Here is a 26,335-nt window from a genome sequence, read left to right as displayed (position 1 = left end):
GCGGAGCATGCTGTATCTGGACCGCCCTGTGGTGCCCTGGCGGGGACGGCTCTGGTCACACCTGATCAGCGACGTCTCGTACGAGGAGCTGCACGTCTTCGCCGAGGCGCTGGGCGCGCCCCGCCGTGGCTTCGACCGGGACCACTACGACCTGCCGGCGGAACGGTTCCCGATGGCCGTCTGGCTCGGTGCCCGGGTGGTTCCCTCCCGCGACCTCGTCCGTCTCCTGCGTGACTCCGGCCTCCGCCGCCCCAAGCACCTCACCCGCCTGCCAGGGCCGCGAGTTCGCGGGTGACGTTGGTCCGGGCACGGACCTCCCAATGAGCCTGCGCGGCGGGCAGCCGGTAGAGGGTGGGCAAAGACAGCAGGCCCGCCAGCACGGCCGCCCGGCCGGTCCGGAAGTCCGGGTCGGGGACGTGCGCGTACTCGTGGCGGACGGCGGTGGCGTAGCGGTCGTAGTCGTCCGGCGGGGCGGCCAGGATCGCCAGGTCGGCGTCGCAGAGCAGGGCACCGTCCGGGTCGTCGGGCCGCGCGACGTGTCCGGCGGTGAGCAGCACGAGCCGGCGTACCTCGGTCACCGCGTCCGCCGGCAACCCGGCGGCGGCGAGCAGGTCCCCGGCCAACTCGGCACTGGCCCGCTCGTTGGCGTCCCCGCCGGCCCGCGGGTCGTAGACCGCGTCGTGGCACCAGGCCGCCAGCCGGACCAGTGCCGGCCGGCGGGCCGACCCGGCGTACGCGTCGACCACGTCCAGCACCGCCCGCAGGTGGGTGGTGGTGTGGTAACGCCGGTGCGGCTCCCGCCAGGCGGCCAGCAGCCGTGCCCCGGCCCGCTCGACCTCGGCCGGTTCGGATGCCCCCGCCGCGTGCGCCGCGTCCCGCCACCGTCGCATCAGCTCGTCCACCCGGTGCAGTCTGCCGTGCCGGCGCCGGCACGGCGAGGATTCACCAGGTGTGGGACGGGTAGTACCGGCCATGACCATTGCCCGGGACCGGCGACCCTCGTTCCTGCGGCGTACCCGGCTGCGCGAGGGGCTGGTCGACGTCGACTCGGCCCGGATCGCCGAGGCGATGGAGACGCTGCGCCAACGAGGTCGAGCCACCTGGCACGACCGGTTGCACCGGGTGCGTACCGCCGGTGGTCTCGCGGTCCAGGCGGGCCTCGCCGCCGCCCTGGCCTACCTGGTCGCCCACCGGGTGCTCGGCAACCCGCAACCGGTCTTCGCCCCGATCTCCGCGGTAGGCACCCTGGCCGCCTCCGTCGGCCAGCGGTTCCGCCGGACCGTGGAGCTGATCATCGGGGTGGCGCTCGGGGTGGCGATCGGCGACGGCCTGATCCTCGCGCTCGGGACCGGCGCATGGCAGCTGGGCATGGTGGTGACCGCGGCGATCCTGTTGAGCATCTTCGCCGGGGCGAGCGTGGCGGTCGTGATCCAGGCCGCGGCCACCGCCGTGCTGATCGTGACCCTGAGCCCATCCACCAAGAACCTGGAGATCCCCCGCTTCATCGACGCGGCCGTGGGCGGCTCGATCGCGCTGCTGGTGACCGCGATCCTGCTGCCACTCAATCCGCTGCGCGTGATCAACCGGGCCGCCCGGCCGGCGCTGGAACTGCTCGCGGGGCAGCTCGACATCTGCGCCGAGGCGCTGCGTACGCGGGACCGCGACGCGGCGCAGCGGGCGCTGCACCGGCTGCGGGAGAACAAGGAGGAGCTGGCCGCGTTCACGGAGGCGATCGAGGGCGCCAAGGAGACCATCACCATCGCTCCGGTCCGCTGGCGCCGACGCAACGAACTGACCCACTACGCCGAGGCGGCCGACCCGATCGATCGGGCGATGCGCAACAGCGGCACGCTGATCCGCCGCTCGGTGACCCTGATCGAGGACGAGGAGCCGGTGCCCGAACCGATGCCCGCCGCCATCGCCCACCTCGCCGAGTCGGTACGCCTGCTCCAGCACGAGTTCGCCGTCGGGGAGGAACCCCAGCGGGCCCGGGAGCGGGCGCTGCGCGCGGTCAGCGAGGCCGGCCGGGGCTACGCCGAGGGGGTCGGTTTCTCCGGCAGCGTGGTGATCGCGCAGGTCCGTACCGCGGCGAGCGACCTGATGGTGGCCTCCGGCATCGACCAGGAGGAGGCGAACCGGTTGGTCCGGCAGGCGTTCGGCGAGCGGGAGGAGCGCGGGGGCGGCACGAGCGAGCAGAGCCCCGCCCCCAAGCCGCCCACGGCACCTCCGGTCGGCTGACCCACCGTGTCGCGCGGTTTCAGCCCGGCTGGGCGAGTGCGCTGACGAGGGCGTCCACCTCGGCGGCGGTGGTGCCGAGGCCGAGGCTGGCCCGCAGCGCGGTCGGGGGCAGGTCACGCCGCCCGCTGCGCGCCGCCGCCTCGACCAGCAGCCGCCGGGCCAGCGGGTGGGCGCAGAAGAGCCCGTCCCGCACCCCGATCCGGTGCGTGCTGGCGAGCTGGGCGGCGACCTCGGCGGAGTCCCGGCCGGCGACCACGAACGAGACGATGCCGACCCGGGGCGCGTCCGGCCCGAAGATACGCAGCTCCACCACGTGCGGCAGGGCGGCGAGCCCGTTCCGCAGCCGGGTCAGCAGCGCCTGCTCGCGGGCGTGCAGCGCGTCCCGATCGGCCTCGCCGAGCGCGGCGCAGACCGCGGCGAGCGCCACCGCGCCGAGCAGGTTCGGGGTGCCGGCCTCGTGCCGTGCCGGCCCGGTGGCCCAGCGTACGTCGTGGGTGGCCGCACCGACGTGGCTGGTCGCGCCCCCACCGGCCAGGTACGGCGGCGCGGCGTCCAGCCAGTCCCCGCGCCCGACCAGCACGCCGACGCCGAACGGGGCGTACAGCTTGTGGCCGGAGAGCGCCAGGTAGTCCACGTCCAGCGCGGCCAGGTCGACCGGGGCGTGCGGGGCGAGCTGCGCGGCGTCCACCAGGATCCGGGCGTCGTGCCGGCGGGCCGCCCGGGCCAGTTCGGCCACCGGCCAGCGTTCCCCGGTCATGTTGCTCGCGCCGGTCACCGCGACCAGGACGGGCAGCTCGGATGCGCCGCCGCCCGACCGGGGGCCGACCCGGCGCAGCTCGCGCAGGGCCGCGTCGAGGGCGCGTACCGCCTCGGCGGGACTGGCCGGCACCGGGAGCCGGACCGAGCCGCGCGGCCAGGGGAGCAGGTTGGCGTGGTGCTCGCCGGCGAAGGTGACCACGGTGGTGCCGGCGGGCAGCGCCCGGGCGAGCAGGTTGACCGCGTCGGTGGTGTTCCGGGTGAAGATCACATGGTCGCCGGGGCGGGCGCCGAGAAAGTCGGCCACCGTCTGCCGGGCCCGCTCGTAGGCGAGGGTGCAGCGTCGCGACAGCGCCCCGGCGCCGCGGTGCACGCTCGCGTACCAGGGCAGGAGCTCGGCCACCGCGTCGGCCGCGGCCCGTGCGCACGGCGCGCTGGCGGCGTGGTCCAGGTTGATCTCCCCTGGTACGCCGAGCACGGCGAGCGGGTCCGGCCGGTGCGGCGCCGGCGGCGCGGACAACGTGAGCGGGGCGGGTACGAGGGTGACGGTCATGCCGGAACCTCCCGGGTCCAGGGGACCCCGGGGCGTGGCTACCGGGACGGGGTCCGCGCTTGCCCAGCACGCGGTTCGGGCTGGGCCCGGTCATCACCCGGGGCACCCCACCGCGAACTCGACGAGGGTTGCCGGCCAGCAAGCCGGGGCTTGACGCTGGCGCTCGTGACCTGTCCGGGAGCATACGCGCACCGATGCGGCCGAACCAGAGCGGCGCGGGTGACTACGCTGACGCCATGGCCGACACCCCGCCCGGCGGAGCCCCGCCGCCGCCCGTGCCCGCCCTCCCGCCGCCGGGGTCGTCGACTCCCCGGTTGCCGAAGCGCCAGCTGAACTGGTGGCGGATCGTGGCCCTCGTCGGGCTTCTGGTGGTGATCGCCGCCGGCGCGGTCTTCATTCTCTACACGCTTGGCACCGGATTGGGCCCGCAGGCCCTGCTGGTCGGGGTGATCGCGGCGATCCTGCCGGTGCCGGTGCTGGTCGCCTGCTTCCTCTGGCTGGACCGGTACGAACCCGAGCCGCTGCCGTACCTGATCTTCTGTTTCGTCTGGGGCGCGTTCGTCGCGACGTCGATCTCGTTGACGGTCAACGAGGCCTTTGCCAGCCTGTTCAAGCACTGGGGGCTGCCAGCGGCGCTGACCGCCGTGCTGGTCGCCCCGTTCATCGAGGAGTTGACCAAGGCGGCCTTCCCGATCCTGCTGTTGATCTTCCGTCGCCGGGAGTTCTCCGGGATCACCGACGGGCTGGTCTACTGCGGGCTCTCCGCGATCGGGTTCGCCATGGTGGAGAACATCCTCTACCTGGGCGGGTACGGCTACCGGGCCGGCGTCGAGGAGTACGGCCCGGCCACCGGCGCCCAACAGGTGATCGCCATCTTCATCGTCCGGATCCTGCTCTTCGGTTTCGCCCACCCGCTGTTCACCTCGATGACCGGGGTGGGGCTGGGCATCGCCGCCCGTACGGCCGACCGGCGGGTCCGCGTTCTCGCCCCGATCGCCGGCCTGCTGGTGGCGATGATGCTGCACGGCACCTGGAACCTGCTGCCCTCGCTGGCCGTCGCCACCGGGCAGCCGGTCATCGTCCTGTACGGCTACATCGGCGTGATGGTGCCGATCTTCTTCGCGATGGTGGGGCTGGCGATCTGGCTGCGCGCCTGGGAGGGGCGGCTCACCGAGCGCACCCTGCCGGACTATGTACGGGCCGGTTGGCTCACCCCGCCGGAGGTGGCCGCACTGGGCAGCCTCGGCCGGCGGCACGCCGCGCGTACCTGGGCCCGGCGGGTGGCCGGCGAGGGCGGAGTGCAGGCGATGCGGGGTTACCAGTTCGCCGCGACCCGGCTGGCGCTGCTGCGTGACGGTATGCGCCGAGGGCTGGACCGGACGCCGGCCGAACGGGACCGGACGGCGCGGGAGGAGCGGGAGTTGCTGGACTCGATCGGCGCGTACCGGGCGTTCTTCGTGGGCCGCGACCCGCAGGCGCCGATCGGGATCTGGGATGGGCGGCACTACCATCTGCGGTTCCCGGACGGGTCGCGGCGCGCGGTCGAGGCCCCGGACGAGCCGGTGGTGCCGATCCCGGTGGTGCTGACCCCGCCACCGCCGCCCCCGACCCACCCGGCCGGCTACGGCCCACCCGGCTGGTACGGCACCCACCCTCCTGCCGGGCCCTGGCACCCCGGCGGCTGACCGGCCCCAGCCGCACCCCCCCTGGACCCCGGTGCCGGAACGCGCGGCGCCGGCCAGGGCGTGGGGTCAGCCCATCAGGCTGGTGAGGAAGTCGCCGATGCCCTGGGCGATGGCCATCAGGCCCGCCCCGATCGTCTTGACCAGTTGCGCCGCGCCGTTCGGGCGGAAGGCCACGTAGTAGATCAGGAACGCGACGAGTCCCCAGGCCAGTAGCTTTTTGAGCACAATCGGCATGGTCCCTCCCCAGGGCGCTGTGGTGCCTGGGCTTCCCGCCGGGCAGCGCGGCAAACGACGCCCGGGTGGGCGGGGCGGGGCTACAGGTAGAGGCCGGTCGAGCCCGAGGGCTCCTTCTCCACCCGCTCGGCGGCGACCGCGTGCACGTCGCGCTCGCGCAGCAGGACGTACGCCCGGCCGTGCAGTTCGACCTCGGAGCGGTCGTCGGGGTCGAAGAGCACCCGGTCCCCGGAGACGATGGAGCGCACGTTCGGGCCCACCCCCACGGCGGTCGCCCAGGCCAGTCGCTTGCCCACCGCTGCTGTGGCCGGGATCACGATGCCGGCGGTGGATCGGCGTTCCCCGTCGCTGCCCTCCGTCCGCACCAGCACGCGGTCGTGCAGCAGACGGATCGGCAGGCCGGAGTCGAGGTTCTGGTCGACGGTCACGCGAAGACGCTACCGCGTACGCCACGGTCGATCGTCGGCGTGGTTGGCCGGAATGGGGCAGGGGCGATGTGTGGCGGACCCGACCTAGGGTGGGACGGACGACTATTCTGTCCCCCCTGTGCCGTGGGCGGACCAGTTTCCGGGAGGTGCGCTTGAGCCGCTTCGAGCGGATGCGCGGACGGCTCCGCCGCGCGTACGATTCGGGCCGCGCGTCGGCCCGGGCCCGCCGGGTCGACCCCGTGGACGCGCCGGGGGAGCCGGACATTCCGTCGGGCCCGGCGACTGCGGGAGCGGCGACCACGGCCGGTCCGGAACCGTCGAGCGCCCCGCACCCGTCGACCGCCAGCCAGGACGACGCCGACGTGCCGCACGCGCTGCGGATCGCCGCCGCCTGGTCCTGGCGGTTGATCGCGATCGGCATCGTCGCCTGGGCGCTGCTCAGGATCGTCGGCACCATCCGCATCGTGATCATCCCGCTGGCGATCGCGCTGCTGCTCTCCGCGCTGCTCGCCCCGGCGGTCGGCTGGCTGCTCAGGGCCCGCTTCCCGCGCTCGCTGGCGACCGGTGTGGTGCTGGTCGGCGGCCTGGCCGCGGTGGTCGGCACGCTCACCCTGGCGGTGAACGAGTTCATCCGGGGCGTGCCCGAGCTGAGCGAGAAGTCGTCGCAGGGCGTACGGCAGATCCAGGACTGGCTCAGGACGGGCCCGCTGCACGTCTCGGACAGCCAGCTCAACCACTACATCGACGAGGCGCAGACCTGGATCACCGGCAACTCCAAGACGGTCACCACCAGCGCCCTCTCCGCCACGGCGACGCTGGCCGAGGTGCTGACCGGCACCGTCCTGGTGCTCTTCGCGACCTTCTTCTTCCTGCGCGATGGCAACAAGATCTGGCGGTTCCTGGTCCGGTTGCTGCCGGTGGCCGCCCGCTGGAAGGTCGATGACGCCGGCCGGGCCTCCTGGGCGACGCTGGGCGCGTACGTCCGGGCCACCGTGCTGGTCGCCTTCATAGACGCCGTCGGCATCGGCGTCTTCCTGGTCATCTTCGACATTCCGTTCGCGTTCCCACTGGCCGCCCTGGTCTTCCTGGGGGCGTTCATCCCGATCGTCGGGGCGGCGCTCTCCGGCGGGGTGGCCGTGCTGGTCGCGCTCGTGGACAGCGGCCCGGTGACCGCGTTGATCATTCTGGGTGCGGTGATCGGCGTGCAGCAGATGGAGGGGCACGTGCTCCAGCCGTTGATCATGGGTCGGGCGGTGGCCATCCACCCGCTCGCCGTGATCATCGGGATCGCGGCCGGGGTGGTCCTCGCCGGCATCGCCGGCGCGCTGGTCGCGGTGCCGCTGATCGCGGTGCTCAACACCGCGATCCGCCGGCTCGCCGCCCGGACCGTGCCGGACACCCCGCCGGACGCCGTCGTGGTGGCCTCCCAGGCTCCCTAGGTCTTGGCAACTCCAGGTGCGGCAATGTGTGGTCTCCGGGCTGGCGGAGACCACGATGTGCGGCACGTGGAGTTGATCAATGCGGGTGGCTGGGCGGAGACCGCGATGTGCGGCATCTGGAGTGGATCAGCGCGGGTTGCGGCAACGTGCGGTCTCCGGGCTGGCGGAGACCACGGTGTGCCGCACGTGGAGTTGATCAACGCGGGTGGCTCTGCGGAGACCACGGTGTGCCGCACGTGGAGTTGATCAACGCGGGCGGCGGTTGATCAACGCGGGCGGGTCCGGCTGCCGAGAGGCGGCCGGTCAGGAGCGGCCGAGCCGTTCCAGTGCGCCCCGGGCCACGTCGGACCGGGTGGTGTACCAGAACGGCGGCAGCGAGCGGCGCAGGAACGGTCCGTAGCCGCGGGCGGTCTCCAGCCGGGAGTCGAGCACCGCCACCACCCCCCGGTCGCCGGTGGCCCGGATCAGCCGGCCGACGCCCTGGGCCAGCCGGACCGCCGCGATCGGCACGCTGACCGCGGCGAAACCGGAGCCGCCGCCGGCGTCCACCGCCGCCGCGCGGGCCGCGGCCAGCGGCTCGTCGGGCCGGGGGAACGGCAGCCGGTCGATCACCACGAGCTGGCAGGAGTCACCCGGCACGTCCACCCCCTGCCAGAGCGACATCACCCCGAACAGGCAGCTCTCCCGCTCCTCCCGGAACCGGCGGACCAGCAGCGGCAGCGCCTCCTCGCCCTGTAGCAGCACCGGCAGGTCGGTCCGCGCGCGGAGCAGCTCCGCCGCCTGCTGCGCGGCCCGCCGCGAGGAGAAGAGCCCGAGGGTACGCCCGCCGAGCGCCCCGACCAGTGCCAACAGCTCCTCGCCGGCCGCGTCGGGCAGCCCGGAGACGCTGGGGCGGGGCAGGTGTGCGGCGACGTACAGGATGCCCTGCCGCGCGTAGTCGAACGGCGAGCCGACGTCGAGCGAACGCCAACCGGGCCCCTCGGTGGCCGGTGCCGTGCCGGCTGCGCTCTGCCTGCCCTCGGTGTCCGCGGCCCCGGTCCGGGGCCGACCGGCAGCGGCCGTGGCGGCCAGCGCGGCGGCGGCCGGGGATGGCGGGGCGGGTGGTGGCGCGTCCAGCCCCAGCGCGCGGGCGACCGTGTCGAAGCGCCCGCCCAGCGCCAGGGTGGCCGACGTGACGACCACCGTACGTTCGTCGTACAGGTGGGTGGCGAGGGTGCCGGCGACGGAGAGCGGCGCGACCACCAGGGCGCGGCGGCTGCCGTTCTCCGGCTTCTCCACCCAGGCCACGTCGTGGTCGGCCTCTTCCAGCAGCCGCTGCGCGGTGCTGGACAGTTCGTCCAGCACCGCCTTGGCCTGCTGTTTGCGGACCGGGTCCGGGTCGTCGGACTTGACGTCGCCGATCGACTCCAACGCCGCCCGGGTGGCCCCGTCCAGCAGTGTGCACGCCTCGCGTAGCGCGGGCGGCAGCCCGGCGGTGAGCCGCCCGGCCGGCACCTCGGCCAGCCCCACCGCGAGGGCGTCGCCGGCCTCGGTGAGCCGTTCGGCCAGTTCCGGGCGCAGCAGCGGCCGGGCCCGGCGGGCGGATCTGTCGATCAGCTCCGGGACCAGCTCGGCCTGGGCCGCTGAGGAGACCCGGTCGGCCAGCTCGTGCGCCTCGTCGACGATGAGCAGCTTGTGTGGCGGCACGATGTGCCGGCCGGCGAGCATGTCGACGGCGAGGAGGCTGTGGTTGGTGACGACGATGTCGGCCTCGCGGGCCCGGGCCCGCGACGCCTCGGCGAAGCACTCCTGCCCGAACGGGCAGCGGGCCGCGCCGACGCATTCCCGCGCCGGCATCGACACGGTCCGCCAGACCTGGTCGTCGACCCCCGGATCCAACTCGTCCCGATCGCCGGTGGCGGTCTTCTCCGCCCAGTCGCGCAGCCGCTGGATCTGCTTGCCGAGCCGGCCCGCCTCGCCGAGCCACTTGGTGCCGCCGCCGGGCCGGGGTGCGTCGAAGAGGGTGTCCTCCGGCTCCTCCTCTGTGGAGCTGTCCAACCTGGCCAGGCACAGGTAGTGGTGCCGGCCCTTCAGCACCGCGAAGGTCGGACGGCGGCCGAGCAGCGACTCCACCGCGTCGGCCAGCCGGGGCAGGTCGTGATCGACCAGTTGGGACTGCAACGCCAGGGTGGCGGTGGAGACCACCACCGGGCCATCCACGGTCAGCGCCGGGGTCAGGTACGCCAGCGACTTGCCGGTGCCGGTGCCGGCCTGGACCAGCAGGTGCTCGCCGGAGCTGATGCTCTGCTCGATCGCCTCGGCCATCTGCTGCTGGCCGGGGCGGGCCGCGCCGCCGGGGACCGCGCCGATCGCCGCGGCCAGCAGTTCGCCGCCGCTGGGCCGGTTGCCCCGGCGCTTCTTTCGGACGGTGGGACCGGTGGCGGTACGGGGCAGGGTCACCGTGCGACCGTACCCGCCGCCGCTGACAGGGGTCGCGTCGAACCGCTTCGTGGCGCGGTCCGGTCGGATCGCGTCCGGTTACCTGCCGATCGCGTCGCGTGGCCGGAATCGGTTAGGGTGCCAGTCATGCCGAGCGATGTGGTCCGCGTGATCTACCGCAAGTACGACGGCAGCGCCCACCGTGACTACCCCGCCCGCCGGCTCGCCGAGGACGACCTCGGTGTGTGGCTCGGCGTGCCGGCCGGCACCGAATCGGTCTACCACGGCCGGCCCTCGGTCGAGCAGATCCCGTTCGTGTTGCTGGTGCCCCGGCACGGCTGGTGGACCGGCATGTTCAACCCGCCGCCGCGGACCAGCGAGGTCTACTGCGACATCACCACCCCGGCACGGTGGGACGGCGAGAGCACGGTCCACCTGATCGACCTCGACCTGGACGTGGTCCGCCGCCGGGAGACCGGCATCGTCGAGCTGCGCGACGAGGACGAGTTCGCCGAGAACCGGGCGCGCTTCGGCTACCCGGACGACGTGGTCGTCGAGGCGGAGGCCGCCGCCCGCCGGCTCCTCGTCGCGCTCGGGGACGGCACCGAGCCGTTCGCCACGTCGTACCGGAAGTGGCTGGCCCTGGTGGTCTGAGCCGGCCGCTACCAGCGCGGCGGCCAGCCGGCGTCCGCCCCGAGCCCGGCCAGGTGGGCCACCTTCTCCGGGTTGACCTGGTTGAACACGCCGGTGACCCGGCCGTCGTGCACGGCGAACGAGGTGACCATGCGGACCGGCTGCCCCCGGAGCACCGTCTCCGCCTGCCAGCCGAGCGCGCCGTCGACCAGCACGGGCCGGACCGCGAGCCGGCCGCCCCGCCGGGTGGCCTGGCCGAAGAGACCGAGAACGAGGCGGGCCGCGGCGACGGCGCCGATCACCGGCCGGCGGGCCGCCGGGATGTGCCCGCCACCGTCGCCGATCATCACCACGTCCGGGGCGAGCACCTGGACCAGCCGGTCCAGGTCTCCGGACTCCACGGCGGCCGCGAACGCGGTGAGCACCCGCCGCTGCTCGGCCAGGTCGGCGGTGTGCCGCGGGGCGTCGGGCGCGCTGACCGCACGGCGGGCCCGGGAGGCGAGCTGCCGGGCGGCGACGGCGGTGGTGCCGAGCACGTCGGCGATGGTGACGAACGGCACAGCGAAGACGTCGTGCAGCACGAACGCCACCCGCTGCTCCGGGGTCAGCCGCTCCAGCACCACCAGCAGGGCGGTGCCGAGTTGTTCCGCGCGTACGGCCCGCTCGGCCGGGTCGGGGGCGAAGCCGTCCACCGCGGGCACCTCGGCCACCACCGGCTCCGGCAGCCACTGGCCGGGGTACGCCTCGCGGCGTACCCGAGCGGAGCGGAGCACGTCCAGGCAGATCCGCGAGCAGGTGGTGGTCAGCCAGCCGCGCAGCTCGCGGATCTGGGCCCGGTCGGTGGGGTCGGCGAGCGCCTTCGCGTACCGCAGCCAGGTCTCCTGCACCGCGTCCTCGGCCTCGCTCCGGGTGCCCAGCATCCGGTGCGCGACCGCCAGCAGGTGCCCCCGTTCCGCCTCGAACTCCGCCGCCAGGTCCCCCATATCCGCTCCCTCCCGCCAACCCCATTCTCCTCACCACCCACCTTGCCCCCACCTTGCCCCCGCCCCGCCTCCGCCGGCGTCGATCATGAAGTGGTGGTGGCCGGCTCATCCTCTTCTGCCCGGTTCGACCGGTGCCGCAACTTCCGATCGGCGGGAGCTTCGGCGAGGGGGTTGGGGCGGGGGGTCGGGGGTATCTGGATGGGGGTTTCGAGGCGCGGCGGGAGGGGCGGAAGCGGGAGGCCGATGAGGTAGGTGAACGGCGGGTTAACTGGCGGTAAATCGGGCCTGACCAGGGGTAGGCCGACTGATGCCCGGTTCGGTGGGGTACCTAGCATGCCCTCTGCAGGCGCCCAGTGGGGCGGCGGCCCACCCTTCCACCGACACGACGAGGTCCGTGCTGTGAAGTTTTCCTTCCGTCCCACCGAGGGCGCCTTCTACGAGCTCTTCACCAGGGCTGCGCAGAACCTCGTGCGGGGCACCGAACTCCTCAACGAGCTGGCGCTGCCCGGTGTCGACGTCCAGTCGGTCAGCGAGCGGCTGACCGAGGTCGAGCACGACAGCGACCAGATCACCCACGAGCTGTACAAGAAGATCAACTCTACCTTCATCACCCCGTTCGACCGGGAGGACATCTACCGGCTGGGCTCGCTGCTCGACGACGTGATGGACCACCTGGAGGCGGTCGGCAACCTGCTCTACCTGTACGGCCTGACCAAGCTCCCCGCGCTGCCGCGCGAGCTGCACGAGCTGGTGAACGTGCTGGACCAGCAGGCGAGGCTGACCGCCGAGGCGATGCCGCAGCTGCGGTCGATGAAGAACCTTGAGCCCTACTGGATCGAGTGCAACCGCCTGGAGAACGACGGCGACCAGGCGTACCGGATGCTGCTTGTCCGCCTCTTCTCCGGTGAGTACGACGCGCTCACGGTGCTGAAGATGAAGGAGGTGGCCGACGAGCTGGAGGCCGCCTGCGACGCCTTCGAGCATGTGGCGAACACCGTCGAGACCATCGCGGTCAAGGAGTCCTGATCCCGTGAGTCCCGAACTCATCGCCGTGCTGGCGGTGATCGTGGCCGCCATGGCGTTCGACTACACGAACGGCTTTCATGACGCGGCCAACGCGATCGCCACCAGCGTCTCCACCCGGGCGCTGACCCCGCGGGTCGCCCTCGCCCTGGCGGCCGTCGGCAACTTCGTCGGCGCGCACTTCGGTACCAAGGTGGCCAAGACGGTCGGCGACGGCCTGGTCACCCTGCCCACCGGGGTGACCAGCCTCGGGGTGGTCTTCGCCGGCGTGATCGGCGCGATCGCCTGGAACCTGATCACCTGGTATTTCGGCCTGCCGTCGTCCTCCTCGCACGCCCTCTTCGGCGGTCTGGTCGGGGCGACCCTCTTCGCCGCCGACGGCGTGGTGCAGTGGGGCAACATCGTCGACAAGGTCATCGTCCCGATGGTGCTCTCGCCGGTGGTCGGCCTGGTGCTCGGCTTCCTGGTGATGCTGGGGATCCTGTGGCTCTTCCGGAAGGGACAGCCGGGCAAGCTCAACCGGGGCTTCCGCTGGGCGCAGACCGTCTCCGCCGCCGCGATGTCGGTGGGCCACGGCATGCAGGACGCGGCCAAGACCATGGGCATCATCGTGCTGGCCCTCTACACCGGCGGGTTCCAGTCCAACACGACCCACATTCCGCAGTGGGTGTACTGGACCTCGGCGGCCATGCTCGCGGCCGGCACCTACGCGGGCGGGTGGCGGATCATCCGTACCCTCGGCCGCAAGATCATCGACCTGGGCCCGCCAGAGGGCTTCGCGGCCGAGACGGTCGCCAGCGCGGTGCTCTACTTCAACGCCCAGGTGCTGCAGGCTCCGATCTCCACCACCCACACGATCACCTCGGCGATCATGGGCGTCGGCGCGACCAAGCGGCTCTCCGCCGTCCGCTGGAACGTGGCCGGCAACATCGTGATGGCCTGGATCATCACCTTCCCGGCCGCCGCGGCCATCGCCTGCCTGGCGTACCTGCTGGTCCGCCCGCTGTTCTGAGGTGCAAGGAGGGGCCCCTTGTTAACAGACGCCTGTTAACAAGGGGCCCCTCCTTTCATGCGTAGGAGACGCCGACCCGGGCGCGGATGTCGTCCAGCAGGGCCATCACCTCGAGCGTGGCCGAGTGCGGGACCAGCGGGCTCTCGACCAGCCCGGCGGCCAGGCACCGCTGCACCTCGGCGGCCTCGTACTGGTAGCCGTTGCCGGTCAGGTCGGCCGGGATGGTCTGCGGCTCCGCGCCGGGCCGGTGCAGCACCGCCGACCCGGGCCGGAAGAACGGTTCGGGCAGGTCGATCCGACCGGAGGTGCCGGTGATCGAGGCGGTGATCGCGGTGGCCCCGACCATTCCGCAGCTCAGCGTCGCCACCGCGCCGGAGTCCCAGCCGAACACGATGCCGGTGTTCTCGTCCACGCCCTCGGGGCTCAGCTTCGCCCAGGCGTGCGTGTGCTGCGGCACGCCGAGCAGCAGGTGGGCCAGGCTCACCGGGTAGACCCCGAGGTCGAGCAGCGCGCCGCCGCCCAGCGTCCGGGCCCGCATCCGGTGCTCCGGCGGGAACGGCCCGGCCACACCGAAGTCGGCGCGTACCTGGGTCACCTCGCCGATCGCCCCCTCCGCGACCAGCTCAAGCACCCGCAGGATGGTCGGATTGCATCGCATCCACATGGCCTCCATCAGGAAGAGGTCGCGGGCGCGTGCCGCCTGGACCAGTTCGGTGCTGGTGGTCAGGTCGAGGGTGCACGGCTTCTCCACCAGGACGGCCTTGCCGCCGGCCAGGCAGGCCAGGGCCGCCTCGTGGTGCGCGGCGTGCGGGGTGGCCACGTAGATCACGTCCAGGTCCGGGTCCGCGGCCAGTTCCGCCCAGGAGGCGTACGCCCGGGGCACGTCGTGCCGGGCCGCGAACAGCTCGGCGCTCTCCCGCGTACGTGAGCCGACCGCGACCAGTTCCGCCCCCGGCACCAGCCGCAGGTCCTCGGCGAACCGGGCGGCGATCCACCCGGTGGAGAGGATTCCCCAGCGCGTCTTCCCGGTGCTGATTCCTTGGACCATGTCACCCCTCCACCCGGCGGGCCGCCGGCTGCTCCGGCACTTCCCTGCCCGCGAGATCAGAGCCTTCCCCACCCCCCATCCCGAGGCAAGCTCACCTGCTCCGCCCCACCATGATCCACTTATCTCGAACTAGGCTCGCGGGATGACCACCGATGGTTTCGCCGCACCCCCCGCCCTGGTGGAGCACGCCCGCCGCTTCTACGCCGAGGGCGGCGTGCCGGCCGTACCCCGGGTCGCCGCCACCGTGCTGCTGCTCCGCCCCGCTGGCGCCGAGTTCGAGGCGTACCTCATCCGCCGGGTCGCCGCGATGGCCTTCGGCGGGATGTACGCCTTCCCCGGCGGCGGGGTGGACCGCTCCGACTCGCAGGCGCACCTGGGCTGGGCCGGTCCGGGCGCGGCCGAGTGGGCGGACCGCCTCGGGCTTGCTCCGGACGACGCCCAGGCGGTGGTCTGCGCCGCCGCCCGCGAGGTGTTCGAGGAGGCCGGCGTGCTGCTGGCCGGTCCGGACGCCGCGACCGTGGTGGGCGACGTGAGCGGGGACGACTGGGAGGCCGCCCGGCAGGATCTGGAGGCCCACCGGTCCGGCTTCGCCGACCTGCTGGCCGGCCGGGGGCTCACCCTCCGGTCCGACCTGCTGCTGCCCTGGAGCCGGTGGATCACACCGGAGTTCGAGCCGCGCCGCTTCGACACGTACTTCTTCGTGGCGTTGCTGCCGGAGGGGCAGCGGACCCGGGACGTCTCCGGCGAGGCCGACCGTACGCTGTGGATCCGGCCGGCGGACGCCCTGGCCCGGGCGGAGGCCGGCGAGCTGAACATGCTGCCGCCGACCGTGGTCACCCTGGCCGAGGTCGCCGCCGCCGGTGACCTGTCCGGCGTGGCCCGGGCCGCCGCGACCCGCGACGCCGCCACCCCGGTCACCCCTCGCCTCGACCTCAACGGCGAACCCCGGTTCGTGCCGGACTGACCGCCGCCCGTCAGCCGCCCGCGCGCAGGTAGCGCTCGCCGAGGGTACGCAGCAGTTCGGCCAGTTCCGGCGGGTCCTGGACGGTGAAGTCGGCGTCCAGCAGGCCGAGCCACACCGCGATCGTCTCCAGCCGGTCGGCGCCGGTGTGCAGCAGGCAGCTATCCGGACCGATCGGCTCGACGGTGCCGACGGCCGAATTGATCCGCTCGGCCACCACCTCGGCCGACGCGTGCACCAGCACCCGGGCTCGGTGCCGCCAGGCCGCCGCCGAGACGCCGCGTCGGACGCGGTCCACGACGTCCTCGGGCAGTTCCCTGGCCGGGAATCGGGGACCGGTCGGAGTGTGCGGCGTGATCCGGTCCACCCGGAAGGTCCGCCAGTCGTCCCGTGCCGGGTCGAAGGCCACCAGGTACCAGCGGCGGCCCCAGTTGACCAGCCGGTACGGCTCGACGTCCCGCCGGTCGGCGGTGCCGTCGTGCCGGACGTAGTCGAAGCGCAGTCGGTCCCGGTCCCGGCAGGCGGCGCCGATCGTGTGGAGCGTGTCCGCGTCGACGGTCGGGCCGGGCGCGTCGTGCGGCACCCGCACGGTGTGCGTGTGCAGCGCGTTGACCCGGCGCCGCAGCCGGTGGGGGAGGACCTGTTCCAGCTTCGCGAGCGCCCGCAGCGACGTCTCCTCGATGCCGGCGACGCCGCCCCCGGCGGCGGTACGCAGCCCGACCGCCACCGCGACCGCCTCCTCGTCGTCGAGGAGCAGCGGGGGCAGCGCGGCCCCCGCGCCGAGCCGGTACCCGCCCACCGCGCCCCGGGTGCCGTGCACCGGGTAGCCGAGGGCACGCAGCCGCTCCACATCGTTGCGGACTGTCCGGGTGCTCACCGAGAGGCGCTCGGCCAGCTCGGCTCCGGTCCACTCACGCGGGGTCTGCAACAGCGACAGCAGGCGCAGCAGCCGCGCCGAGGTCTCCAGCATTCTCCGGATTCTGCCGGATCTTTAGGAACGAAGTGTTCCTAATTGATCTCTACGCTCGGGGCATGGCTGACAACACCGCGATCCGCCCGTTCCGTATCGACGTCCCGCAGGCCGAGCTCGACGACCTCGCCGACCGGTTGGCCCGAACCCGTTGGGCCGAGGAACTCCCCGCCGACCCCTCGGCCTCCCCGACCGGCCCGGTCCCGCCCGGTTGGGAGTACGGCGTGCCGCGCGGCTACGTGCAGCGGCTCGTCGAGCGCTGGCAGACGGCGTACGACTGGCGGGCCTGGGAGAACCGGCTCAACGCGTACCCGCAGTTCACCACCGAGATCGACGGGCAGAACGTGCACTTCCTGCACGTCCGCTCGCCCGAGCCGGACGCCACTCCGCTGATCCTCACCCACGGCTGGCCGACCACCGTGGTCGAGTGGCTGGACGTGATCGGCCCGCTCACCGACCCCCGGGCGCACGGTGGCGAACCGGCCGACGCCTTTCACCTGGTCATCCCGTCGGTGCCGGGGTTCGGTTTCTCCGGGCCGACCCGGGAGCGGGGATGGAACCGCTTCCGGGTGGCCCGGGCCTGGGCCGAGCTGATGCGCCGCCTCGGGTACGACCGCTACGGCGCGGCCGGCAACGACCTCGGCGCCTTCGTCAGCCCGGAGGTGGGCCGGGCCGACCCGGAGCACGTGCTCGGCGTACACGTCACCCAGGTCTTCTCGCTGCCGTCCGGCGACGCCGACGAACTCGCCGCACTCAGCGAGGAGGAGCGGGGCAAGGTGACGTTCGCCGACTGGTTCGTCCAGCGGCGGGGCGGCTACGACAAACTGCACTCGACCGAGCCGCAGAACGTCGCGCACGCGCTGGCCGACTCGCCGGCCGGCCTGCTCGGCTGGGTGGCCCAGTTGATGGGGGAGCAACTCGACCCCGACTACGTGCTGGCGAACGCGACCATCTACTGGCTGACCAACACCGCCGCCTCCTCGGCCCGCTACTACTACGAGGACGCCGAGGTGGTGCACCCGACGCAGAAGGTCAACGGCCGAGGCACGGAACCGCTGGAGCCGACCACGGTGCCGCTCGGGCTGGCCAACTTCGCCTGGGACTTCCAGTCGATCCGTACCCTCGCGGAGCGGGACCACAAGAACATCGTCTCGTGGCACACGTACGACCGGGGCGGCCACTTCGCCGCCCACGAGGTGCCGGATCTGCTGGTGCGGGACCTCCGGCAGTTCTTCGCAAAGCTGCGTTGAGCGCTGCTCCCCGAGGCCGGGGTGTTAATAGGGGCCCCTTTTACAACGCGAGGCGTTAACAGGGGGCCCCTCCTTGCACCTCAGCCGAAACGGCCGGTGATGTAGTCCTCGGTCTTCTTCTGGCTCGGGTTGCTGAAGATCTTCTGGGTGTTGTCGTACTCGATCAGCCGGCCCGGGTCGCCGGTCTTCTCGATCGAGAAGAAGGCGGTCCGGTCCGACACCCGGGCGGCCTGCTGCATGTTGTGCGTCACGATGATGATGGTGAACTTGTCCTTGAGCTGGAACATCAGGTCCTCGATGGCCAGCGTGGAGATCGGGTCCAGCGCCGAGCAGGGCTCGTCCATCAGCACCACCTGCGGCTCGACCGCGATGGTCCGGGCGATGCAGAGGCGCTGCTGCTGGCCACCGGAGAGCCCGGCGCCCGGCTTGCCGAGCCGGTCCTTCACCTCGTCCCACAGGTTCGCCGAGCGCAGTGCCTTCTCGGCCGCCTCCTCCAGGATCGACTTCTTCCGCACACCGTTGAGGCGAAGGCCGGCCACCACGTTCTCGAAGATGCTCATGGTGGGGAACGGGTTGGGCCGCTGGAAGACCATGCCGATGATCCGGCGGACCGCGGTGACGTCCACGTCCCGGTCGTAGATGTCCTGGTCGTCGATGGTCAGGCTGCCCTCGACCCGGGCGCCGGGCAGCACCTCGTGCATCCGGTTGATGGAGCGCAGGAAGGTGGACTTGCCGCAGCCCGAGGGGCCGATCAGGGCGGTGACCGTTTTCGGCTCGACGGTCAGGTTGATGTTCTCGATCGCCTTGAACGCGCCGTAGTACGCGGTGACGTTGGTGGCTTCGATGCGCTTGGCCATGGTGGTGGTACCTCCGGGGTTCATCGGCCGAGCCGGTTGCGGCGGGCCAGCAACTTCGCCGCGACGGTCAGGATGAGGACGAGGGCGACCAGGGTCAGCGCCGCGGTCCACGCCCGAGCCGGCGAGTACTTCGACGCCTCGCCGGCCTGCTGGTAGACGAAGAGGGCCAGCGACGACTGGTTGTTCTCGAACGGGTTGAAGTTGATCGCCGCGCCGCCGCCCGCGACGAGCAGCACCGGGGCGGTCTCGCCGGCCGCCCGCGCGATGGCGAGCATGATGCCGGTGACGATGCCGGGCAGCGCGGTCGGCAGCACGATCCGCAGGATCGTCTTCCACTTCGGCACGCCGAGGGCGTACGCGCCCTCGCGCAGCGGAGCCGGGACGAGGCGGAGCATCTCCTCGGTGGAGCGGACCACGGTCGGCAGCATGAGCACGCTCAGCGCCAGCGCGGCGGCGAAGCCGGAGAAGCCCGGCTGGCCGTCGTTGAACCACGGCGAGACGACCAGCACCCAGAACGCCAGCACGAACAGGCCGGTGACGATCGACGGGATGCCGGTCATCACGTCGACGAAGAAGCGGATGGCGAAGGCGAACCGGCCCCGGCCGTACTCGACCACGTAGATGGCGCAGAGCACGCCCAGCGGGACGGTGATCAGCGTGGCGATGCCGACCTGCTCCAGCGTGCCCACGATGGCGTGGTACGCGCCGCCGTTCGCGTCCCGCGCCCCGATGTTGTTCATCGAGGTGAGGAAGAAGTCGGCGTCCAGCCGCTCGGCGCCCTTGCTGACCAGGGTCCAGACCACCGAGGCCAGCGGCAGCACCGCCAGCACGAAGGCGGAGTGGATCAGCGCGCTCCAGGTCCGGTTGCGGGCGGACCGGCGCCCCTCCACCGCGTTCGTGGCGACGAAGAGGCCGGCCAGGTAGAGGAGCGCGCCGACGACCACGACCAGGACCGGGCCGCCGATGCCGGCGCCGTACACGATGCCGGCGGCGAGCAGCAGGGCCGCGACGGCGATGGCCGGCACGGCGTACGCGGGAAGCCGGTTTGCCCGCAGCGTGACCGGCCGTGCCGGCGGCTGCGGGCGGTGGGAGGTGACGGTGCTGGTCATGCCGCTGCCTCCGTGAACTCGCGGCGGCGGTGGATGATCGCCCGGGCGGTGATGTTGACGATCAGCGTGATCGCGAAGAGCACCAGGCCGGAGGCGATCAGCGCGCCCCGCCCGGTGGCGTTCGCCTCGGCGAACCGGTTCGCGATGTTCGCCGCGATCGAGTTGCCGCCGCTCTCCAGAACGTTGAACGAGATGGCGTACGTCGAGCCGAGCGTCAGCGCCAGGGCGATGGTCTCGCCGAGCGCGCGGCCCAGGCCGAGCATCACCGCGGCGATCACGCCCGGACGGCCGTACGGGAGGACGGCGGTGCGGATCATCTCCCAGCGGGTGGCGCCCAGCGCGAGGGCGGCCTCCTCGTTGGCGGTCGGGGTCTGCCGGAACACCTCGCGGGAGAGCGAGGTGATGATCGGCAGCACCATGATCGCCAGCACCAGCGAGCCCAGCAGGATCGAGCTGCCGTACGGGCCCTCGCCGAAGATCGGGATCCAGCCGAAGTACTTGTGCAGCCAGGCCGACAGGTCGGCGACCGGCTTCGCGAAGTAGTCGCGACCCCAGAGACCGAAGACCACGCTGGGCACGGCGGCCAGCAGGTCCATCAGGAAGCCGAGGGTGTTGCCGAGCCGGCGCGGGGCGTAGTGCGAGAGATAGAGGGCGATGCCCAGCGCGACCGGCACCGCGATGAGCAGCGCCAGCGCGGAGCTGAGCACGGTGCCGAAGGCGAGCGCGCCGATGCCGAACTTCGGCGGGTTCTCGTTCGGGAACCAGCCCTCGTAGGTCCAGAACGACTCGGTGTTCGCCCGCAGTGCCGGAACCGCCTTGGCGATCAGGAAGATCGCGATCGCCGCGATGACGACCAGCACGGCGGTGCCGGCGGCCAGGGTCAGGCCACGGAACGCCCGTTCCGCGCCGAAGGCCCGGGCCCGGGGCAGGGCCCCGCCGCCGCCCAGGGCCTTGTCGGTCCTACGAGGGTTACCGGGACGCTCGGCCACACGCGCCGAGGCACCGGCAGGTCCCTCGTGGCTCGTGGCCACGCGGGTCCCGCCGGTGCCGGCGTGCGCCGAGCGGTGAGGGTTATCACCCATCTGCTCGCTCGCTTCGTATTGAGGAGGTGGTGTCGGTCAGCGGGTCAGGCGAGGCTCTTGACCGCGGCCTCGACCTTGGTGCGGACCGGGTCGGGCAGCGGCGCGTAGCCCAGCTCGGTCAGCGAGTTCTGGCCCTCGGCGCTGGCGGCGTGGCTCAGCAGGCCCTTGACCAGCGGCAGCTTCTCGGCGGCGATGCCCTTGCTGCAGACGATCTCGTAGGTCACCAGGACGATCGGGTACGCCCCGGCCTCCGTGGTGTTGTAGTCGATCGACATCTTCAGGTCGTTGCCCTGGCCCTCGATCTTGGCCCCGGCGATCGCCTTGCCGGCCGACTCGGCGGTCAGCTCGGCCCACTCGCCGGCACCGTTCTTGACCTTGGCCATCTTCAGGCTGGCGTTCTCGGCGTACGACCACTCGACGTAGCTGATGGTGCCGTCGGTGCTCTTGACCTTGCTGGCCACACCGTCGGACTTGGCCGCGCCCACGCCGCCCGGAGCCTTCCACGCCTTGGCGTTGCCGAAGGTCCAGTCCGCCTCGGCGGTCTTGGAGAGGTACTTGGTGAAGTTGTCGGTGGTGCCCGACTCGTCGGAGCGGTGCACAGCCTGGATCGCGGTGGCCGGCAGCTTGGCGTCCGGGTTGTCGGCCTTGATCGCCGGGTCGTCCCACTTGGTCACCTTGCCGGCGAAGATCTTCGCCAGGGTGGCCGGGGTGAGCTGGAGGTTGTCCACGCCGCTGACGTTGTAGACGACGGCCACCGGGCCGATCACCATCGGCAGGTTGAGGGCCTGCCCGCCGGTGCACTTGGCGTCCGCCTTCGGCTGCTCCGCCTCCTTCAGGGCGGAGTCGGAACCGGCGAAGTCGGCGGTGCCGGCGATGAAGGCCTCGATGCCGGCGCCGGAGCCGGTGGGCTCGTAGTTGATCGTCGTGCCGGCGCACTTCTGCTGGTACGCCTTGATCCACTCGGCCATCGCGTTCTTCTGGGCGGAGGAGCCCTGCGCGTTCAGCGTGCCCTTGCCGCAGTCGGCGGCGGCGGCCGACCCGGAGGCCGAGGCGTCCGTGGAGGGCTCGTTGTTGTCCGAGCCGCAGGCGCTGAGACCGAGCACCGCGGAAAGAGCGAGGCAGGCAATGGCACCGTGCCGCTGGAGCTTCACCTGAGGGGTTTCCCTTCACATCTTTGGTCAGGTCGCCCGGGTTGGCCCGGGTGCCGGCGCTGACCGGCTGGTACGAAAGCTAGAAGTGCCAGGTAGCCGGCTCGCCCGTGGGAAGTGAACAGGGGGTGAACAGGCACGCTCCGCCAGGCGACGGTCTGCTGAGGGCGGATTGTCCATTACGTAAACTGGCGGGGAGGTGTCCCCTTTATCCGCTCATGTCGGGCTGGCCGTGACCGCGCCGGAACCTGGCCGTGACGCCACCGTGATGCGCCGCCGACCGCTCACCGGTACGTACGCGCTGGCCGCTCAGCCGTTACGGGACGCCGACCGCTCGCCGGTACGCGGCGCCGGGTGTCGCTCGTCCGTCAGCCGAGCTGGTAGTTGACGTGGGCGGACCAGCGAGCGAAGCCGAGCCCTTCGTAGAGGGCGACCGCACGGGTGTTGGACTCGTCGACATAGAGCATCACCCGGTCCAGCCCCCGCCGGTCCCGCAGGTGGGCCAGCCCGGCGGTGGTGAGCGCCCGGCCGAGCCCGCCCCGGTGCGCCGACGGACTCACGCCGAGCACGTAGACCTCGCCGATCCGGGCCGAGCCGGGGCGCTCGTGGACCTTGGTCCAGTGGAAGCCGAGCAGCCGTCCGGTGGCCGAGTCCACCGCGAGCAGGAAACCGGCCGGGTCGAACCACGGCTCGGCCAGGCGTACCCGCAGGTCGGCCCGGGTCCACCGGCCCTGTTCCGGGTGCTCGGCGAAGGCGGCGTTGTTCAGTGCCAGCCAGGCGTCGTCGTCCTCGCCTGGACGGAACGCGCGCAGTTGCACGCCGTCGGGCAGGACGGGCTCGGGCAGCGCCGCGGTCAGCGGGCGGCGCAGCTGCCAGAGCACCCGAGCGCGGGCGAAGCCCAGGTCCACGGCGAGCGCGGCGGCGGACGGGTGATCGCCGTGCGCCCAGGCGCGCAGCGGGCCGGACGCCGCGGCCAGCACCCCCCGGGCCAGGGCCCGCCCGGTGCCCCGCCGCCGGTACGTCGGATGCACGACCAACTCCACCCCGATGCCGCCCGCCGGATCGGTGGTGTCGAGGTGGGCGTACCCGGTGAGGGTGTTGTCGGTGGCCCGGGCGGTGAGGTGCACGGCCGGCGCCTCCGGGTCCCGCAGCCGCAGCAGCACGTGCTCGTCGAGCGGGTCGGCCCCGTCCGCGTCCCCGGCGGTGCGGGCCAGCGCCAGCACCTCGGCCACCTCGACCGGAGCCAGCCGGTCGGCGCGGGCGACTCGGTCGACGGTCGGCTCCGTGCTGCTCATTCCGTCACCGTAGCGGGCCGGCCCGCCCCCGCTCGTCCCGGACCCGTGAACCGGCCCGTGGCGGTCGTCACGTGGTGCCGGTCGGGCTGGCCGTCACGTGGTGCCGGTCGGCAGGGCCTCCAACTGGTACCGGCTCATCAGCTCGGGCAGCAGGTTCCGCAACGCCGCGACGGTGCCCGTCCGGTCGCCACCGGCGTCGTGCATCAGCACGATCGAGCCGGGTCCGGTCTCGGTCATGACCACCCTGGTGATCTGCGCCGCGCCGGGCACCTGCCAGTCGGACGGGTCGACCGCCCAGTGCAGCGGGGTCATGCCCAGGTCCTCGCAGACTGACACGGCCGGGGCGGTCCAGTTGCCGCCGGGCTGCCGGAAGTACGCGATCCGTGCGTTCGGCGCCGCCGACAGGATCGCCTCGTTGGTGCGGCGCAGGTCGGCCCGGATGGCGTCCGACGACCGCTGGCCCAGGCTCAGGTCGTGCTCCCACGAGTGGTTGCAGAGGGTGTGCCCGTCCGCCACGATGTCCCGGACCAGCTCCGGGTAGCTCTGCACGTTCTCGCCCACCAGGCAGAAGGTGGCCTTGACGCCGTACTCCTTGAGCAGCGCGAGCACCTGCGGCGTGTACTGCGGGTCCGGTCCGTCGTCGAAGGTCAACGCGACCCGGGAGGATTCGGTGGTGGTCAGGCTGCCGAACGGCCCGTCCCCTTCGCGGACCAACTGCCGCTGCTCGGCACGGCTCTGCGGGCTCGGGCTGCTGGAGGCCGTCGGTGGCGGTGTGGGGTCCGTCTCCGGGGGCTGGTCCGCGTAGCGCGGGTCGTCGGCCGTGACCGAGGTGGCCCGCGGCGATGCCTCGGGTATCAGGCTGCGGCCGAGCGCGTACGCCGAGCCGAGCAGCGCGGCCGCCACCAGGGTCACGATCCCGGCCGCGCGTAGTGTCGTGGCGGGCATCAGTATCCCCGCCCGCTCGGATTCCGGTACGGATCCGTCGTCGCCCCCGTGGTCACCGCACGCACCGCCGCCTCCTTCGTCCGATAAGTCCGCCAGTGAGAATAGATCTCACTAACCGGGATAAAACGGGCTTATCGGATCAGTTCCACCGAAGGAGGGAACGCGGAGATTTCCGGTCAGACGGGCAGCGGGGCAGGCTCCGACTCCGGTAATGAACGTGACGGGGGCACGACGAACTTGTAGCCGACCTGGCGCACCGTGCCGATCATCGACTCGTACTCCGAACCGAGCTTGGCGCGCAGCCGCCGGACGTGCACGTCGACCGTGCGGGTGCCGCCGAAGTAGTCGTATCCCCAGACCTCGCGGAGCAACTGGTCCCGGGTGAACACCCGGCCCGGGTGCTGGGCCAGGAACTTCAGCAGCTCGAACTCCTTGTACGTGAGGTCGAGCGGGCGGCCCTTGAGCTTGGCCGCGTAGGTGTCGGGGTCGATGGTCAGCTCACCGGCCCGGACCGAGCCGCCGGTGCCGGCCGTCGCGCTGCTCCGCCGACCGACCGCGAGTCGGAGCCGCGCCTCCACCTCGGCCGGACCCGCCGATGCCAGGATGACGTCGTCCACGCCCCAGTCCGCGTTCAGCGCGATCAGGCCGGCCTCCGTGACCACCGCGACCAGCGGCACGCCCAACCCGGTGGCGTGCAGCATTCGGCAGGTCGCCCGGGCCTCGCTCAGCTCGGCGCGGGCATCCACCAGGACGGCGTCCGGGGTCGGGCCGGACACCAACGTGCGGACGTCGCGGGGCGCGGTGCGGACCGAGTGCGGCAGCAGGTCGAGCGCCGGCAGCACCGCCGATGGTTCACCTGCGCGTGCGGTCACCAGCAGCAGGATCTCCACACGATCACCTCCGTCCCGGGCGGCTCTCCGGCCGCGCGTGACCAGCGGCACGCCTGGGGTGGGTGACGCTGAGAGCTTGCGTGGTCCCGGCGTCGCTGGCGGGGGCGGGTAACGGGTCGAGCGTAACGGATCGCCCGCCCTTCACCTTTGGGTCCTTTCCTGTTTGCCCCTTCTGCCCCCGATCGCGGCTCAGGTTTTAACGTCCCCGAAACCGTGGCCTCCGCCAGCCCGGCCCGGTCTGGCACGATCGGGGCGTGTTTCCCTCGACCTCGCCCGAGACCGGCCGTGACCCGTGGGCCGACGACGCGCGTCCGGGGCCGGACGGCCCCTCCCGTGGCTACCCGCCAGGCCCGCGTAGCGGCGCGGCCGACGACGGCGGGGACCGGCAGGACCGGAAGGGGCCGCGCCGGCTCCGCAAGGGTGGCCCGGGGCGGCGTACGGACGACGAGCCCGCCGACCTGCCCGACGAGGAGGAACCCCCGGTCCCGGTACGCCGGCCGCTGGCACTGACCATCGCGGGCTTCGCCGCGCTGCTCGGCGTCGGCCTGGTGCTCGGCGCGCAGACCGCCGGCCCGGGGCACCGGCTGCCGTTCGCGTTCATCGTCTTCGGCGTACAGCTGCTCTTCGTGCTCGCCTGGACGATGGCCATGCGCCCGCCGGCGCTGCTGGTGGTCGCGCTGATCAGCGCCGGGACGGCCGCCATCGCCGACGTCGCGGCGGTGCAGTCCGAGATCGCCGGACTGGCCCCGCTCGGGTACGCCGCCGCCGCCGGCTTCGTGCTCGGTGTGCTCGGCCAGCTCGTCCGCCGGGTGGACCGGGTCCGGGTGACCGATTCGCTCGGCAGCACCCTGCTGATCGTGGTGGGGGTGGTCGCCTTCGCCAGCCTGATCGTGCTCGGCCGGATCCCGAAGGGCACCCAGGCGATCACCGTCTGCCTCACCGCCACCGCCGTCGCGCTGCTCGTCGCCCGCCTCACCGACGCGATCGCGCCCTGGCCCCGGCTCGCCCCGCAGGTGCCCCGCGGCGCCGCCGGCGTGGTCGTGGGCGCCATGCTCGGCACCCTGACCAGTGCGGTGCTCGGCAGCTACCTGGTCGGCTTCACCCCGACCAGCGCCGCCCTGGTCGGGCTGGTCACCGCGGCCACCGCGGTGCTGACCGACCTCGCCGTCGGGTACGCCGAGGCGGGTCGACTGATGGCCGGCGAGCCGCCGACGATGTGGATCGCCCGGCACATGCAGGGGCCGCTGGGCGGCTTCGCGCTCGCCGCGCCGGCCGCGTACGCCATGTGCGTGCTCTTCCTCTGAGCCGACGGTTGGGGATTTCGCGCCTCGGGTAAGTACCGTTGCGCCGCGAGACGGACGACAGCGGACGGCGAGGA

At 72.7% G+C, this 26,335-nt stretch carries 25 protein-coding genes and 1 riboswitch; of the genes, 10 read left to right on the top strand and 15 right to left on the bottom strand.

The features are described from left to right. The first annotated feature begins 7 nt into the window (after window positions 1-7). On the top strand, window positions 8-295 hold the full coding sequence (locus GA0070604_RS29120; RefSeq protein WP_091125744.1) for a DUF4031 domain-containing protein: 288 nt from the start codon (window positions 8-10) through the stop codon (window positions 293-295). Here GA0070604_RS29120 and GA0070604_RS29115 read toward each other — a convergent pair. Further along, a complete protein-coding gene (locus tag GA0070604_RS29115) occupies window positions 261-902 on the bottom strand; it encodes an HD domain-containing protein (protein ID WP_091125739.1) in 642 nt (213 codons plus the stop codon). The two genes, GA0070604_RS29120 and GA0070604_RS29115, sit on opposite strands and share 35 nt — an antisense overlap. 76 nt (window positions 903-978) lie before the next feature. Here GA0070604_RS29115 and GA0070604_RS29110 point away from each other — a divergent pair, with 76 nt between their 5' ends. Next, window positions 979-2,238, top strand: coding sequence for an FUSC family protein (locus tag GA0070604_RS29110; protein ID WP_244162258.1), 1,260 nt, complete (start codon window positions 979-981; stop codon window positions 2,236-2,238). Window positions 2,239-2,257: 19 nt separating this feature from the next. Here the strand turns inward: GA0070604_RS29110 and GA0070604_RS29105 are convergent, their stop codons facing one another. Continuing rightward, window positions 2,258-3,547 (bottom strand): aminotransferase class V-fold PLP-dependent enzyme, encoded by a 1,290-nt coding sequence (locus GA0070604_RS29105; RefSeq protein ID WP_091125732.1) that lies wholly within the window; start codon window positions 3,545-3,547, stop codon window positions 2,258-2,260. Window positions 3,548-3,597: 50 nt separating this feature from the next. Then, window positions 3,598-3,718: riboswitch (SAM riboswitch) on the bottom strand. A 23-nt stretch (window positions 3,719-3,741) separates the two neighbouring features. Here GA0070604_RS29105 and GA0070604_RS29100 point away from each other — a divergent pair. Continuing rightward, window positions 3,742-5,232, top strand: a complete 1,491-nt coding sequence (locus tag GA0070604_RS29100) for a PrsW family intramembrane metalloprotease (RefSeq protein WP_091125728.1) — start codon at window positions 3,742-3,744, stop codon at window positions 5,230-5,232. Between the two features lie 66 nt (window positions 5,233-5,298). On the opposite strand, the gene GA0070604_RS32815 is transcribed toward GA0070604_RS29100, so the two are convergent. Next, window positions 5,299-5,466 (bottom strand): hypothetical protein, encoded by a 168-nt coding sequence (locus GA0070604_RS32815; RefSeq protein ID WP_167363591.1) that lies wholly within the window; start codon window positions 5,464-5,466, stop codon window positions 5,299-5,301. Between the two features lie 80 nt (window positions 5,467-5,546). Beyond that, on the bottom strand, window positions 5,547-5,894 hold the full coding sequence (locus GA0070604_RS29095) for a GroES family chaperonin (RefSeq protein ID WP_091125724.1): 348 nt from the start codon (window positions 5,892-5,894) through the stop codon (window positions 5,547-5,549). A 170-nt stretch (window positions 5,895-6,064) separates the two neighbouring features. Between GA0070604_RS29095 and GA0070604_RS29090 the strand changes: the two genes are divergently transcribed. Next, window positions 6,065-7,333: an AI-2E family transporter gene (locus GA0070604_RS29090; protein WP_091127493.1), complete on the top strand. Its 1,269-nt coding sequence runs from the start codon at window positions 6,065-6,067 to the stop codon at window positions 7,331-7,333. A gap of 303 nt (window positions 7,334-7,636) precedes the next feature. On the opposite strand, the gene GA0070604_RS29085 is transcribed toward GA0070604_RS29090, so the two are convergent. Further along, the gene (locus GA0070604_RS29085; RefSeq protein WP_091125721.1) at window positions 7,637-9,772 is read right to left on the bottom strand and encodes an ATP-dependent DNA helicase; all 2,136 of its coding nucleotides are present in this window, start codon (window positions 9,770-9,772) and stop codon (window positions 7,637-7,639) included. 126 nt (window positions 9,773-9,898) lie between these two features. Here GA0070604_RS29085 and GA0070604_RS29080 point away from each other — a divergent pair, with 126 nt between their 5' ends. Beyond that, the gene (locus tag GA0070604_RS29080) at window positions 9,899-10,405 is read left to right on the top strand and encodes a DUF402 domain-containing protein (protein WP_091125717.1); all 507 of its coding nucleotides are present in this window, start codon (window positions 9,899-9,901) and stop codon (window positions 10,403-10,405) included. An 8-nt stretch (window positions 10,406-10,413) separates the two neighbouring features. Here GA0070604_RS29080 and sigJ read toward each other — a convergent pair whose 3' ends face one another. Beyond that, a complete protein-coding gene (gene sigJ, locus GA0070604_RS29075) occupies window positions 10,414-11,367 on the bottom strand; it encodes an RNA polymerase sigma factor SigJ (protein WP_091125712.1) in 954 nt (317 codons plus the stop codon). 399 nt (window positions 11,368-11,766) lie between these two features. On the opposite strand from sigJ, the gene GA0070604_RS29070 reads away from it, so the two are divergent. Further along, entirely contained in the window at window positions 11,767-12,393 is a 627-nt protein-coding gene (locus tag GA0070604_RS29070; RefSeq protein ID WP_091125708.1) for a DUF47 domain-containing protein, read from the top strand. Between the two features lie 4 nt (window positions 12,394-12,397). Further along, window positions 12,398-13,402 (top strand): inorganic phosphate transporter, encoded by a 1,005-nt coding sequence (locus GA0070604_RS29065; RefSeq protein WP_091125704.1) that lies wholly within the window; start codon window positions 12,398-12,400, stop codon window positions 13,400-13,402. Between the two features lie 55 nt (window positions 13,403-13,457). Here GA0070604_RS29065 and GA0070604_RS29060 read toward each other — a convergent pair whose 3' ends face one another. After that, window positions 13,458-14,450 carry a Gfo/Idh/MocA family protein gene (locus GA0070604_RS29060; protein ID WP_091125701.1) on the bottom strand — a complete coding sequence of 331 codons (993 nt, stop codon included), beginning with the start codon at window positions 14,448-14,450 and terminating at the stop codon, window positions 13,458-13,460. A gap of 142 nt (window positions 14,451-14,592) precedes the next feature. Between GA0070604_RS29060 and GA0070604_RS29055 the strand changes: the two genes are divergently transcribed. Then, window positions 14,593-15,414, top strand: a complete 822-nt coding sequence (locus GA0070604_RS29055) for an NUDIX hydrolase (protein ID WP_091125698.1) — start codon at window positions 14,593-14,595, stop codon at window positions 15,412-15,414. 10 nt (window positions 15,415-15,424) lie between these two features. On the opposite strand, the gene GA0070604_RS29050 is transcribed toward GA0070604_RS29055, so the two are convergent. Continuing rightward, complete coding sequence (locus GA0070604_RS29050) at window positions 15,425-16,381, bottom strand: helix-turn-helix transcriptional regulator (protein WP_091125694.1); 957 nt, start codon at window positions 16,379-16,381, stop codon at window positions 15,425-15,427. Between the two features lie 62 nt (window positions 16,382-16,443). Between GA0070604_RS29050 and GA0070604_RS29045 the strand changes: the two genes are divergently transcribed. After that, the gene (locus GA0070604_RS29045; protein ID WP_091125691.1) at window positions 16,444-17,631 is read left to right on the top strand and encodes an epoxide hydrolase family protein; all 1,188 of its coding nucleotides are present in this window, start codon (window positions 16,444-16,446) and stop codon (window positions 17,629-17,631) included. 80 nt (window positions 17,632-17,711) lie between these two features. Here the strand turns inward: GA0070604_RS29045 and pstB are convergent, their stop codons facing one another. From pstB to GA0070604_RS29010, 7 genes are all read right to left on the bottom strand, one after another. Beyond that, window positions 17,712-18,488, bottom strand: coding sequence for a phosphate ABC transporter ATP-binding protein PstB (pstB, locus tag GA0070604_RS29040; RefSeq protein ID WP_091127492.1), 777 nt, complete (start codon window positions 18,486-18,488; stop codon window positions 17,712-17,714). A gap of 20 nt (window positions 18,489-18,508) precedes the next feature. Further along, the gene (gene pstA, locus GA0070604_RS29035; RefSeq protein WP_091125689.1) at window positions 18,509-19,597 is read right to left on the bottom strand and encodes a phosphate ABC transporter permease PstA; all 1,089 of its coding nucleotides are present in this window, start codon (window positions 19,595-19,597) and stop codon (window positions 18,509-18,511) included. Continuing rightward, the gene (pstC, locus tag GA0070604_RS29030) at window positions 19,594-20,679 is read right to left on the bottom strand and encodes a phosphate ABC transporter permease subunit PstC (protein ID WP_091125686.1); all 1,086 of its coding nucleotides are present in this window, start codon (window positions 20,677-20,679) and stop codon (window positions 19,594-19,596) included. The genes pstA and pstC overlap by 4 nt, the downstream gene beginning before the upstream one ends. Before the next feature lie 44 nt (window positions 20,680-20,723). Next, window positions 20,724-21,830, bottom strand: coding sequence for a phosphate ABC transporter substrate-binding protein PstS (gene pstS / locus GA0070604_RS29025; RefSeq protein ID WP_091125682.1), 1,107 nt, complete (start codon window positions 21,828-21,830; stop codon window positions 20,724-20,726). A 365-nt stretch (window positions 21,831-22,195) separates the two neighbouring features. Then, complete coding sequence (gene mshD / locus GA0070604_RS29020) at window positions 22,196-23,122, bottom strand: mycothiol synthase (RefSeq protein ID WP_091125679.1); 927 nt, start codon at window positions 23,120-23,122, stop codon at window positions 22,196-22,198. 93 nt (window positions 23,123-23,215) lie between these two features. Next, window positions 23,216-24,067, bottom strand: a complete 852-nt coding sequence (locus GA0070604_RS29015) for a polysaccharide deacetylase family protein (protein WP_091125675.1) — start codon at window positions 24,065-24,067, stop codon at window positions 23,216-23,218. 176 nt (window positions 24,068-24,243) lie between these two features. Then, window positions 24,244-24,957, bottom strand: a complete 714-nt coding sequence (locus tag GA0070604_RS29010; protein ID WP_091125672.1) for a winged helix-turn-helix transcriptional regulator — start codon at window positions 24,955-24,957, stop codon at window positions 24,244-24,246. 254 nt (window positions 24,958-25,211) lie between these two features. On the opposite strand from GA0070604_RS29010, the gene GA0070604_RS29005 reads away from it, so the two are divergent. Continuing rightward, window positions 25,212-26,261 carry a hypothetical protein gene (locus GA0070604_RS29005; RefSeq protein ID WP_091125669.1) on the top strand — a complete coding sequence of 350 codons (1,050 nt, stop codon included), beginning with the start codon at window positions 25,212-25,214 and terminating at the stop codon, window positions 26,259-26,261. Window positions 26,262-26,335: the final 74 nt, after the last annotated feature.

This window comes from Micromonospora eburnea (assembly GCF_900090225.1).
Classification (GTDB): Bacteria; Actinomycetota; Actinomycetes; order Mycobacteriales; family Micromonosporaceae; genus Micromonospora; species Micromonospora eburnea.
The sequence above is the reverse complement of the archived record's forward strand: the minus strand, read 5'-3'. Positions and strand labels throughout refer to the sequence as shown.